Raw genomic sequence first — 12,055 nt, 5'->3', positions numbered from 1 at the left:
CGGAAGTAGGCCCAGCGGGCCCGCTCCGGGGCGACGTGGTGGTGCACCACGGCCCGCGGCTCGTACAGGATGCGCGAACCCGGCACGCGGTGCGCCAGGCGGATCGACAGCTCGGTCTCCTCGCAGCCGAGCGGGGTCGTGCCCACCCGTCCGACCGCCGTGGAGAAGCCGCCCACGGCCTGAAGAGCCGCCCGGCGGAAGGCCATGCTCGCGCCGATGGGGTTGCGCACCTCGGCGGTGCCCTGCGGCAGGCCGGTGTAGGAGCACCCGACCACCCAGAGGAACTCCGGTGGCAGCCAGGCGGGTTCGCGGCCCGCCCAGTCGGGCAGGATCCTTCCGCCGACGCCGATGACGTCCGCGCTGGCGAAGTGGGCTGACAGCTCGGCCAGCCACGTCGGGCTCGCGACCGCGTCGTCGTCGAGGAACGCCACGACCTCTGCCGAGGCGGCCTGCACTCCGGTGTTGCGCGCGCCGGAGAGGCCGCGGGGGCCCGAGTTGGGCAGGACGCGGACGCCCGGGCTGCCTGCGGTGGGTTGCCGCTCGAGGGCGGCGGCCATCGCCAGGAGCTCGTCGCTGTGGTCCACGACGACGACCACCTCGGCGGGGGACACCGTCTGGGCCAGTACCGTGCGCACCGCGGCCTGGAGCTGCCCCCACCGGGCCGTGGTGTAGGCGCACACCACGACCGCGGTGGTGACGGCGGGTCCCTCGGCCGTCATGGGGTGGTGACCAGGACGTTGTCGACGCGGTAGTCGTGCGCCCGCCGCTTGGCGTCGTCGCCCATCCGCACCGCGGTGAGCGCCGAGGTGCCGAGGTTCATCGTCCTGGAGAACACCTCCGTGCCGTTGACCGAGAGGCGCACCGTCCCCGCCGTGCCGTTCGTCACGGACAGCCGCAGCCGCGCGACCTGCCCGGTCGCCAGCGAGGCGCCGGTCGCGACCGTGCTGGCGGTGTCCTGGACGCTCAGTGCCCCGGAGGAGCCGTTCCGGATCAGGCTCAGCACGCGGCCCGAGCCGTAGACCTTGGCCAGGGTGAAGGACTGGTTGGCGTTGGCCGACACCACGCGGGCGTCCCACTCCAGGGTCAGGCTGGTCCGGGAGCCGAGGGCCTTGCGCAACGAGGCGCTGGAGTTCGAGGTCGTGGACGAGAGCAGCCGCGCGCCGAGGTTGCCGGCAGTCACCGCGCCGTCGACGACCGTGGCCGTGGCGCCGTTGCCCGTCTGGACCTGCCAGCCCCCGGCCGTGAAGCCACCGGAGGAGAAGTCGTCGCTGAAGACGACGGTCGTGGCTCCCGCGGACCAGGTGTGCGTGGCCGGCGTCGGGTCGGTGTTGCCGGCCCCGTCCGTGGCCGCCACCGAGAAGGTGTGGCTCCCGACGGACAGGCCGCTGTAGGCCTGCGGCGACGTGCATGCCTGCGCCGGCGCCCCGTCGAGGCTGCAGGCGAACGACGAGCCGGACTCGCTGGAGCTGAACGCGAAGGACGCGCTGGTCGAGGACGTCGATGCCGGCGGGGCGCTGGTGATCGTCGTCTGTGGCGGCGTGGTGTCCTGCTCGACCGACCAGGTGTGGGTGGCGGGTGACTGGTCGGTGTTACCCGACGAGTCCGTGGCCGCCACCGTGAAGGTGTGGCTGCCCAACCCGAGGCCGCTGTAGCCCTGCGGCGAGCTGCACGCCTGTGCCGGTGCGCCGTCGAGGCTGCAGGCAAAGGTGGAGCCGGACTCGTTGGAGGTGAAGGAGAACGAGGCATCCGTCGAGCCCGTGGTCGCCGGGGGTGCGCTGGTGATCGTCGTCTGTGGGGGCGTGGTGTCCGGCCCCGCGGGGCCGAGCTCCATGCGGTTGTAGAGGTAGGTGCGCGTCTCGTCGTCGCCGGCCATGACGACCAGGTCGGTGCTGGCGTTGACGACCTGCTTGGTCGACGTGGGGTTGTTGGCCTCGGGGTGGGCGTCGCTGTGGATGAAGGGAGTCCCGAGGCCGGGGCTGAACTGCGGGTTGTCCAGCGGCGCCTTCTTGTAGTAGATCGTGCCGCCGGAGCAGCACGGCGCCGCCCCGAACACGTAGACCTGGCGGCTGGTCGTGTCGATCTGGACGATGGCCCGGGTGCTGTCGTCGGCCTGGGTCCACACCACGTCGGAGGACCACTGCCCGCTCAGGCTCAGGGTGAGCAGGTTGAAGAGCGGGTCGCTGCCGGCGTCCATCGACGTCTTCGCGACGGCGAAGACGCGGCCGGCGGAGTCGCCGACGAGGGACTTGAGGTTGATGTGGTCGTCGGCTCCCTCGGGCTGCTGGTAGGCCACCTGGAGGTTCCACAGCTGGTCGCTGGTGCCGTCCTGGTGCCACGACCAGTACATCGTCTCCGAGGTGCTGAGCTGGTTGCTGAACAGCACGCCGATCTTGTTGCCGTCGAAGGCGACGATGGCGCTCAGGTCGTCGGTGCCGACGCTGGACTGGCCGGCCGGGGTCGGCAGCTGGTACGGCGTCACCCAGGTCTTGTCGTCACCGGGCTGCGAGTGCGTCACCCAGATCTTGGACCCGGCGAACCACGTGGCCCAGAGCAGGCCCGTGCTGTCCTTGGCGATGACGGCGGACTTCACGCCCCCGTTGCCCGGTGGCATGACGGGGAACCCCGGGTCGCGGGCCCAGGTCTGCGTCGTCGAGCTGTAGGAGAACCGCGTCAGCCGAGGGCGGTGGAGCGTGTTGGTGGTGCCCGTTCCGGCGCTGACGACGTAGAGGTGCTGGCCGTCCCAGAGCGCGTCGAGGTAGACGTTCGTGCGCTCGTCGACCAGCACGCCGGTGTCGGTCCACGTGTTGGCTGCCCAGTCGTACCGGAAGATGTGGAAGTCGCCGCTGGTCCGGTCGAACAGCGCGCCCCACCAGGTGCCGTCCGTGACCCAGAGCTTCGACTGCGGCTTCTGGCCCGTGGGAGCGGTCGTGGCCGAGCCGTAGACGGGGCCGACGTAGCCGGTGTCGGCTGCCTGGGCGGGGAGCCCGCCGAGCATGGTGGCGGCGGCCACGACCACGGCGGTCAGGGCCGCCCGCAGCGCGGTGAGGCGGCTCACGACCCCACCGCCTCGAGGCCGCGGCGGTCGAGCGCATCGACCAGTGGGCGCGCCGGGACGGGAAGGCGTTCTCGCGCCAGCAGGCGGAAGATGCTCCAGCCGTCGCGCCACGCGCTGAGGTGCGACTGCCCGTGGTGGCGCAGCAGCTCGACGCTGGGGACCTCGGCGATGCGCATCCCCGACGAGATGGCATGCACCGCGAGCTCGGTCTCGATCTCGAAGCCCCGCGCGTGCAGGGCGAGCTGCTCCAGACAGGTGCGCCGGAAGCCGAAGAAGCCGTAGCAGAGGTCGCTGAGCTGGCTGCCCCACATGAGGTTGACGGCGCCGACGAGCGCCGAGTTGCCCAGCCTGCGAACGGGGGTGAGGTCGAGCGAGCCCGCGGCCCGCAGGTGCCGGGAGCCCTTCACGAGGTCGTACCCGATGTCGAGCGCGGCCACGTAGTACTCGATCTCGGCCGGCTCCATGCTGCCGTCCGCGTCGATGGCCACGATGTAGTCGCCGGTCGCCGTCTCGAACCCGGTCCGCAGTGCGGCGCCCTTGCCCTGCCCGCGCTGGTTGACGACCACGACGTCGGGACGCGTCGCCCGGGCCACCTCGATGGTCCGGTCGTTCGAGAAGCCGTCCACGATGACGACCTCGCCGACGCACGCGGGCATCCGCTCGAGCACCCACGCGATGTTCCGCTCCTCGTTGAGGGTGGGGACGACGACGCTCACCCGCGCATGGCCCGGGTCCGGCACACGCGCGACCAGGCGCTCCGCCCGAGCCGCCGTCGCGGCCGAGGTGTCCGAGCGCGTCGGCTCGGTTCGCACCTTCTCCGGCCGCGGCTTCTCCGACCGCGCGTTCTCCGGTCGCCGGCTCTCGACTGCCCCACCCAGTACGCCCTCTTGGAACCCCATGCGCGCGAACCTCTTCCGAGTAGGCGCGGCCGCAGCGACCACGCAGGAGTTGTCCCCCCTGCAACTATGCGTTGGCCTGCTGTTTGCCAGATCCCACACCGGGAGCAGGGCGGATAGACCTATCGCCGTACCCGTCCCGCCGCGGCTCGTGCCGCAAACGCATGGGGCGCGACCAGCCCTGCGGATCGCTCGGATCAGGGCGCCTACGGCGGTTCGCTTCCAACAGGCCCCGGTTGACGGGTGGAGGGCCCGTTTCCCTGAAGCGCAGGGTTGGTGGACCCGCCGCGAGATCGAAAAGTGTTGCGGCAGAAACGAGTTCGCTGCGTCAGCGGGCCTCGAGCTGCCGCCGCACGTGCTCGACGACCCCTGCTGCTGCTGCCGTGATTTCTGCGTAGGTCCGGTCGAACGCCTCGTCGTCGCCGTACCAGGGATCGGCCATGTCGAGGTCCCCGGAGGCGGCGGCCTCCGGGTCGAACTCCCGGAAGAGCCGGATCCGCTCGCGCTGCTCCTCACTGCGGGCGAGCTGGTGCAGGTCGCGCAGGTGGCCGGAGTCGGCCACCAGGACGAGGTCCCGTTCGTCGAGCCACGAGCGGACGAAGCGCCGTGCGAGGTGCTCACGGCCGCCGACCTCGGGGTGACCGTTGCGCCTCAGGACGGCGAGCGTGCGCGGGTCGGCCGGGTTGCCCTCCTCCCAGGAGGTGGTGCCGGCGGAGTCGACCTCGACGCGGTCGCCGAGACCCGCCTGTTCGAACAGCTCGCGCAGCAGGAGCTCGCCCATGGGGGAGCGGCAGATGTTCCCGGTGCAGACGACGATGACGCGGTAGCGGTCGGTGTGGGAGGTCATGACCTCATTGAACCCAGCGCCAGCGCCACCACGACACCGGGGGCCGACAGCACGGCCGCCGCGAAGGTGTACATCCCCGCTGCGAGGCGTGCCGGCGCCTCGTCCTGCGCCAGCAGTGCCATCCGGGCGCGGGTGGCGGACGGGTCGGCGGTGGCTGCGAGAGCCGTCTCGGGGTGGGTGCCGCCCGCCAGCGCGACGAGCGCGCGGGCCAGGGGCACCGGGCCGGTCGCGCGCCGGGCGGCACGGTCGGCCAGGACCTCGACGAGCAGCCGCACCTCGTGCAGGGCTGCCGGGACCCGCAACCAGCGGGGCGCGGAGCGGTGCAGCACCGTGAAGAACTCCAGGACCAGGTCGTGCCGCTCGCGCAGGTGGGCCCGCTCATGGGCCAGCACCGCGGCGAGCTGGTCGGGTGGCAGGGCCCGCAGGGTGCCCTCCGTGAGGACGACGCGGCGGCGCAGACCGGGCAGGCAGTATGCCGTGGGCGTGGGGTGCGCGAGCACGCGCACCTCGTCGTCGACGGCCTCGCCGAGGGCGTCGACGAGCAGGCGGTGCTCCCGGCGTGCGGCCCGCAGTCGGCTGCCGACGACGTGACCGGCCCACAGCAGCCGGCCCAGGACGACGGCGCTGAGCCCGAGGGCCGCCGCGGCAGCCCAGGCGGAGCGGGGTGCCCGGCCGCCTGCCAGCACCGCCACGGCCAGTGGGGCGGCCGCCAGCCCGGAGACGACCCCCGACAGTGCGACGGCCTGCCAGACGACGAGCGCGGCCCGGGGAGCCCGGCGGAAGCGCTCCTGGCGCGCCATCAGGCGAGGTGCTCCTGCTGTCAGGGTGACCGCGAGCAGGGCCAGGGCGAGGGGCGCGAGGCTCACCGTGGGTCAGTGGCGGCCGGGCGAGCGGCCGGCCTGGCGGGACTCGACCTCGGCGAGGGCGGCCTTGAGGTCGGCGATCTCCTCGGGGCTGGCGTCGCCGAGGAAGTGCAGCATCGCCGATCGACGGTCCTCGGGTGCCATGCCGTGCAGGTGGCCGAGCATCGTGCTGGCGGTGAGCTCCTCGCGGCTGCCCGCCGCGGCATACAGGTAGGCACGCCCGGAGCGCGCCTTGACGAGCAGGCCGGCGACGGCGAGACGGCCCATGACCGTCATCACGGTGGTGTAGGCGAGGTCCCGGGAGGCGCTCAGCGCGTCATGCACCTCGCGCACGGACACCGATGGCTCCCCGGCCTCGCCGCGTGACCACACCTGGTCCATGACCGCGCGCTCGAGCTCCCCGAGCTTGTTGATCGCCTTCGCTGGCACCCTGCCCTCACCGTCCTGTCGTCGTCGCGGCCACCGCGCTGAGGTCCATGATGCGCCCCGCCTCGTCGAGGCCCTCGGGGCGGTGGCTCACGAGCACCACGGTGCGCCCGGTGCCGGCTGCGAAGAGGTCCCGCACCACCGACGCGGCCGTGGGGTGGTCGAGGTGCGCGACGGGCTCGTCGAGCAGGAGCACCGGGCGCTGGGAGAGCAGGGCCCGGGCGATACCGAGCCGGGCCCGCTCACCACCGCTCACGCCCACGCCACCGGTCCCGAGGCGGGTGTCGAGGCCCTCGGCCAGCCCGAGCCGCCAGGCGTGCAGCCCCGCCGCGTCGAGCGCGTCCTCGAGGGCCGCGTCCGGGGCGTCCGGGCTGGCGAGGCGCAGGTTCGCGCGGACCGTGCCCGCGAAGACGTGGGGCTCGTCGTCCACGACGGCGAACAGCGAACGGCACGCCTCGAGGTCGAGGTCGCGGACGTCGGTGCCGTCCACCGCGTAGCTGCCGCTCGTCGGATCGAGCTGGCGGGCGAGGACGGCGAGGAGAGTGGACTTCCCGCTGCCGTTGGCGCCGGTGACCGCGACGTGGCTGCCCGGGGGCAGGTCGAGGGTGAGCGGGCGCAGGGCAGGGTGGCCGGGCCGCCAGGCGGCACCCACGCCGGTCAGGCGGAGGTGCGGCACGGGGCCTGCGGCCAGTGCCGGCGTGCGGGAGCCGGTGGACGCCACGGCCGGTGACTGGTCGAGCAGGCCGCGCAGTCGCTCATCACTCGCCTGTGCGCGGGCGAGGGCTCGCATGGCGTCCGGAAGGGGTGCCAGCACGTCGGCCAGGGCGAAGGGCGCCAGCACCAGCAGGGCCGACACCGGGGCGCTCGCGCCGCCGTCGGCGACCGCGGCCGCAGCGACGATGGTCGCCAGCGCCGTGGCCAGCGGGAGCGCTGCCGCCGCGGCCGCGCGGCCCCGGCTCTGCCGACGGGCGGCGGCCTCCATGGCCCCGTGCGCCCGGCGGAGCCAGTCGAGCGCCTCCTCCTCGGCACCGGTCGCCTGCAGGTCCGCGGCGTGCAGCGCGACGAGCCCGCTCACCCGAGCCACCTCCGCGCGGGCCGACAGGAGGTCGGCCTGCCCGGCGGTCTCGAGCCGCCACGCGAGCCACGACGTGAGCGCCGCGACCCCGAGGAGCGCGGCGACGGCGAGGCCGACCGCGGGGTCGACCAGTGCGGTCACGACTGCGGTGAGCCCGCCCGCGACCAGCGTCGACAGCACGGGAACGGTCACGCGCACCTGGGCGTCGACCACGTCGGTGAGGTCGTCGACGACTCCGGTGAGCAGGTCCGCGCGGCCCCGCGTGCCCAGCCGGGCAGGAGTGAGGGGGATGAGCCGCTGGTAGACGGCGGTGCGCCGGTCGGCAAGGTCGTCGAGGGCGGCGTCGTGGGAGCGCAGGCGCTCCCAGTAGCGGAAGGCGGGGCGGGCCAGGCCGAAGGCGCGGACGGCCACGATCGCGGTGAGCAGGGTGAGGATGACCGGGCGCTCGCTGGCCCGGACGATGAGCCACCCGGAGGTCGCGGTGAGGGCAACACCCGCGGCGAGGGCGGCGCCGCCGAGGAGGCCCGCGACGAGCGTGCGCCGCCCCGGCCGGAGCACGGCCAGACGGCTCATGAGGTCGCCTCCTGCCGCAGGTGCCCGCCCTCGAGGCGGACCAGCCGGTCGGCGAGGGCGACGAGCTCGGGTCGGTGGCTGACGGCGATCACGCATCGCCTCGCGGCGAGCGAGCAGATCGCGGCGTGGGCGACCTCGGCCGCCTCGCCGTCGAGGTGGGCCGTCGGCTCGTCGAGGAGCACGGCCGTCTCGGGGGCCAGCAGGGCCCGGGCCAGGACGAGCCGGGCGCGCTGCCCGGCCGACAGGCCGAAGCCGTCGTCGCCGATGGGGGTGTCGAGACCCCGCGGCATGGCGGCGACGACACCGTCGAGCCCGACGTCCCGCAGTGCCTGCCACATCTCCTCCTGGTGGGCGCCGTTGCCCAGCGAGAGGTTGGCTCGGACGGTGGCCGCCACCAGGAACGCCCGCTGCGCCACCAGGTGGGTCCGCGGTGCGGTCACGGCACCGGACTGGGGGCGGCGGACTCCCGCGAGCACCTCGAGCAGGGTGGTCTTCCCGGTCCCGGAGGGTCCGGTCACCACCGTGAGGCCGGGGCCGACGTCGAGCGAGACGCCCGCCAGGACGGGGGCCGCGGTCCCGGGGTAGGTGTACGAGACGGCCTCCGCCGTCACCGCGGCGGCCGGTGAGGTGGCCGGGCCTGCCTCCGGACCCGCCTCGCGTCCTGCTCCCGGTGCGGTCCCTGGTGCGGTCGCTGGGGCGGCGAGGTGGCCGGTGATCTCGGCGAGCGCCTCGGCCCCGTCCGCGGCGGCGTGGAACTCGGCCCCCACCCGGCGGATGGGCCAGTACGCCTCGGGCGCCAGCAGGATCGCCAGCAGTGCCGTCCCGAGGGCCATCGACCCGTGCGCCAGCCGGATCCCCACCGTCACCGCGACCATGGCCACCGAGATCGTCGCCAGCAGCTCGAGCGCCGCGGAGCTCAGGAAGGCGAGCCGCAGGGTCTCCATGGTGGTGCGCCGGTGCTGCTGGCTCACCGACCGGATCGTCTCGACCTGGCGCTCGGCCCGCCCGTAGGAGACCAGGGTCGGCAGACCGCGCATGACGTCGAGGAAGTGGCCCGACAGCGAGGTCAGGGCCCGCCAGCGGCGCTGCGTGGACTCCCGGGTGCTCGCCCCGATCAACGCTGCGAACACCGGGAGCAGCGGCACGGTCAGCGTGACGATCACCGCGCTGGGCCAGTCGACCAGGGCCAGGGTGAGGATCGCCAGGGGCGGGACGACGACAGCCGTCACGAGGGCGGGGACGTACCTCGCGACGTAGGGCTCCACACTCGTGCAGCCCTGCGCGGCCAGCGCCACCGCCCGGGCCGGCGCGGGGCGCCGGTCCGCGTCCAGACCCAGCCACGACCCCACGAGCTGCTCGCGCAGGGCGGCGCTGACCCGGGAGCCGGACCAGGCGGCGACCCGTTCGGCGCCCCAGCCGAGGGCGGCACGCGCCACGAAGACCCCGACGAGCCACGCGCCCGCCCGGCCCGGCGGCACACCCTCGACCACGGCCACCACGACGGCGCTGAGCGCGAACGCGGTCGCGATGGTCGCCAGGCCCTGCGCCACCCCGATCCCGGTGAGCGCCGCAACCGGCCAGCGTGCCGCGGGTGCGGCGCGCAGGAGCTGTGGGTCGAGCGGGCGCATCAGCGCTGGGCCGGGGCCGGCGGTGCCGGCGCGGGGGCGCTCGCGGCGGGGATGTGGTGGGTGCCGATCCGCCTGCGGAAGACCCAGTACGTCCACGACTGGTAGAGCAGCACGATCGGCGTGAACACCAGGGCCACGATCGTCATGATCTTCAGCGTGTACGGCGTGCTCGACGCGTTGTCCACGGTGAGCGACCAGGCCTCGTCCAGCGTGCTCGGCATGACGTCGGGGAAGAGGAGCAGGAAGTACGTCGCCACCGCCATGGCGATGGCGACGAACGTGCCGACGAAGGCCCAGCCCTCGCGGGCGCGCAGGTTGGCCACCAGCGCGGAGACCAGGGCGCCGGCGGCGACCACGGTCGTCGCCCAGGAGGCGGCATTGCCGCCCTGGAGCCCCAGGATGCCGAGCAGCACGACCGCCAGCACCGCCGTGACCACTCCGGCGCGGGTCGCGACGGCGCGGGCGTCCTCGCGGATCGGTCCCGTCGTCTTCAGGGCGGTGAAGAGCGCGCCGTGGGTCAGGAACAGCCCCAGGGTCACGAGGCCACCGAGGAGCGACACCGGGTTCAACAGGGTGAACAGGGTGCCGGTGAACTCCTTGTCGGCGTCGATCGGCAGCCCGCGCACGAGGTTCGTCAGGGCGACGCCCCAGAGGAACGCGGGGACGAACGAGCCGACGACGATCGCCGTGTCCCAGTTGGCCCGCCAGCGGTCGTCGTCGCGCTTCCCGCGGTAGTCGAAGCCGAGGTTGCGCACGATCAGGGCGACGAGGATGAGCAGCAGCGGAAGGTAGAAGGCGCTGAACATCGTGGCGTACCAGTGCGGGAAGGCGGCGAAGGTGGCGCCCCCGGCGGTCAGGACCCACACCTCGTTGCCGTCCCAGACCGGGCCGATGGTGTTGATGAGCACGCGCCGGCGCTTCTCGGTGTCCTGCGGGTCGGTGCCGCGGCCGAGCACGGGCAGCAGCATGCCGACACCGAAGTCGAAGCCCTCCAGGACGAAGTAGCCCGTCCAGAGCACGCCGATGATGATGAACCAGATCGTGGGGAAGTCCATTGCCCTTCAGTCCTTTTGGTATGCCGTGCGGCTCGTCGGGTGCGTCGGTTGCCGGTGCGTGGCGGGTCAGTAGGCGAAGGCCAGCTCGGCGTCCTCGTCCTGCCTGGTGTGGTCGGCGGGTTCCTCGAAGGGCGGTGCACCGGCGCGCACATAGGTGAGGAAGAGCTTGACCTCGACGACGGCGAGCAGGCCGTACAGCAGCGTGTACACGGCCATCGAGGTGATGACCTCACCGGCGGAGACCGACGGTGAGACGCCCGTCCTGGTCGCCATGAGCCCGAAGACCAGCCACGGCTGGCGGCCGACCTCGGTGAAGATCCAGCCGAAGCTGTTGCCCAGCACGGGGAGCAGCGGCGTGGCGACGGCGAGCCAGGTCCACCAGCGCGCCGTGGGGACGCGATCGCGGCGGGTGGCCCACAGCACCGCGGCCGCGGCAGCCATGGCGGCGAAGCCGGTGCCCATCATGAAGCGGAAGGACCAGTAGGACAGTGGGATGTTCGGCACGTAGGTCGAGTTGGTGACCAGGGGGTTGCCGCTGTCGCCGTACGTCTGGGCGTACTCGGCCTTGAGCTCGTTGATGCCCTTGACCTCGCCGTCGAAGCTGCCCGTCGCGAGGAAGGACAGCAGGCCCGGCACGGTGACGGCGAACTTCTCCTCGCTGCCGTCGAGGGAGCCGACGGTGAAGATCGAGAACGGCGCGTTGCTGTCCGACGACTCGTAGAGCGCCTCGGCCGCGGCCATCTTCATGGGCTGAACCTCGGTCATGATCTTGCCCTGGATGTCGCCGGTGACGGCGATCCCGAGCCCGGCCACGAGGGTCACGACCGCGCCGAGGCGGGTGGCCTTGCGGTACATCGGCAGGTCGCCGCCGACGGTCGCGCGGCGCATGTGCCACAGGCCGACGCCCATGACGACGGCGCCGCCGACCATGTACGCCGCCATGACGACGTGCGGGAAGGTGATGAGCTGCACCTTGTTGGTGAGGACCGCGGCGAAGTCGGTCAGCTCGGCGCGGCCGGTCTGCTCGTTGTAGCGGTAGCCGACCGGGTTCTGCATGAAGGAGTTCGCGGCGAGGATGAAGTACGCGGAGAGCAGCGTGCCGATGTGCACGGCCCACATGCACCCGGCGTGGAGCCTCTCGGGGAGCCGACCCCAGCCGAAGATCCACAGGCCGAGGAAGGTCGACTCCAGGAAGAACGCGAGCAGCGCCTCGATCGCGAGCGGTGCGCCGAAGATGTCGCCCACGAAGCGGCTGTAGTCGGACCAGTTCATGCCGAACTGGAACTCCTGCACGATGCCGGTCACCAGTCCCAGCGCGAAGTTGATCGTGAAGAGCTTGCCGTAGAACTTCGCGAGCCGGAGCATCTCGGGGTTGCGCTTCCGGATCCACGCCGTGTGGAAGACCGCCACCAGGGCCGACAGGCCGATGGTGACCGGGACGAAGAGGAAGTGGTAGACGGTGGTGATGGCGAACTGCCATCGGGCGAGGTCGAGCGCGTCCATCGGCGGGGCTCCCTGACGGCGTGGAGAACGATCTACTACAGAACGTCGTAAATACTACGACAGGTAGTAATCGTCACGCACGGGCCGGAGGTCCCTCAGCGGGGAGACCTCGGTCACGCGTGCCCTGCTCGTGC

10 protein-coding genes are annotated in these 12,055 nt (G+C 72.9%); all 10 read right to left on the bottom strand.

Annotation, left to right across the window (positions count from 1 at the left end; translation table 11 throughout):
- Positions 1-719, bottom strand: a 719-nt coding sequence (locus tag VIB11_RS10120) for a glycosyltransferase family 2 protein (RefSeq protein ID WP_332030862.1), incomplete at its 3' end; no start/stop codon positions are given.
- Entirely contained in the window at positions 716-3,055 is a 2,340-nt protein-coding gene (locus VIB11_RS10115; protein ID WP_332030860.1) for a hypothetical protein, read from the bottom strand. The genes VIB11_RS10115 and VIB11_RS10120, both read right to left, overlap by 4 nt.
- Complete coding sequence (locus VIB11_RS10110; protein ID WP_332030858.1) at positions 3,052-3,771, bottom strand: glycosyltransferase family 2 protein; 720 nt, start codon at positions 3,769-3,771, stop codon at positions 3,052-3,054. Before VIB11_RS10110 ends, VIB11_RS10115 begins: the two co-directional genes overlap by 4 nt.
- Positions 3,772-4,279: 508 nt before the next feature.
- Positions 4,280-4,798 carry a low molecular weight protein-tyrosine-phosphatase gene (locus tag VIB11_RS10105; protein ID WP_332030856.1) on the bottom strand — a complete coding sequence of 173 codons (519 nt, stop codon included), beginning with the start codon at positions 4,796-4,798 and terminating at the stop codon, positions 4,280-4,282.
- Positions 4,795-5,664: a M56 family metallopeptidase gene (locus tag VIB11_RS10100; RefSeq protein ID WP_332030854.1), complete on the bottom strand. Its 870-nt coding sequence runs from the start codon at positions 5,662-5,664 to the stop codon at positions 4,795-4,797. Before VIB11_RS10100 ends, VIB11_RS10105 begins: the two co-directional genes overlap by 4 nt.
- Before the next feature lie 6 nt (positions 5,665-5,670).
- A complete protein-coding gene (locus VIB11_RS10095) occupies positions 5,671-6,090 on the bottom strand; it encodes a BlaI/MecI/CopY family transcriptional regulator (protein WP_332030852.1) in 420 nt (139 codons plus the stop codon).
- Positions 6,091-6,097: 7 nt separating this feature from the next.
- A complete protein-coding gene (gene cydC / locus VIB11_RS10090; RefSeq protein ID WP_332030850.1) occupies positions 6,098-7,735 on the bottom strand; it encodes a thiol reductant ABC exporter subunit CydC in 1,638 nt (545 codons plus the stop codon).
- Complete coding sequence (cydD, locus tag VIB11_RS10085; protein ID WP_332030848.1) at positions 7,732-9,363, bottom strand: thiol reductant ABC exporter subunit CydD; 1,632 nt, start codon at positions 9,361-9,363, stop codon at positions 7,732-7,734. The genes cydC and cydD overlap by 4 nt, the downstream gene beginning before the upstream one ends.
- The gene (gene cydB / locus VIB11_RS10080; protein ID WP_332030846.1) at positions 9,363-10,418 is read right to left on the bottom strand and encodes a cytochrome d ubiquinol oxidase subunit II; all 1,056 of its coding nucleotides are present in this window, start codon (positions 10,416-10,418) and stop codon (positions 9,363-9,365) included. Before cydB ends, cydD begins: the two co-directional genes overlap by 1 nt.
- Before the next feature lie 66 nt (positions 10,419-10,484).
- Positions 10,485-11,921: a cytochrome ubiquinol oxidase subunit I gene (locus VIB11_RS10075; RefSeq protein WP_332030845.1), complete on the bottom strand. Its 1,437-nt coding sequence runs from the start codon at positions 11,919-11,921 to the stop codon at positions 10,485-10,487.
- Positions 11,922-12,055 lie beyond the last annotated feature (134 nt).

It is taken from the genome of Pedococcus sp. (genome assembly GCF_036554925.1).
Lineage (GTDB): Bacteria > Actinomycetota > Actinomycetes > Actinomycetales > Dermatophilaceae > Pedococcus_A.
The sequence above is the reverse complement of the archived record's forward strand: the minus strand, read 5'-3'. Positions and strand labels throughout refer to the sequence as shown.

What these genes read in the sequence shown, in the direction of transcription:
- VIB11_RS10105 (WP_332030856.1), bottom strand. Translation starts at nt 4,798, where the DNA reads ATGACCTCCCACACCGACCGCTACCGCGTCATCGTCGTCTGCACCGGG.
- cydC (WP_332030850.1), bottom strand. Translation starts at nt 7,735, where the DNA reads ATGAGCCGTCTGGCCGTGCTCCGGCCGGGGCGGCGCACGCTCGTCGCG.
- cydD (WP_332030848.1), bottom strand. Translation starts at nt 9,363, where the DNA reads ATGCGCCCGCTCGACCCACAGCTCCTGCGCGCCGCACCCGCGGCACGC.
- cydB (WP_332030846.1), bottom strand. Translation starts at nt 10,418, where the DNA reads ATGGACTTCCCCACGATCTGGTTCATCATCATCGGCGTGCTCTGGACG.
- VIB11_RS10075 (WP_332030845.1), bottom strand. Translation starts at nt 11,921, where the DNA reads ATGGACGCGCTCGACCTCGCCCGATGGCAGTTCGCCATCACCACCGTC.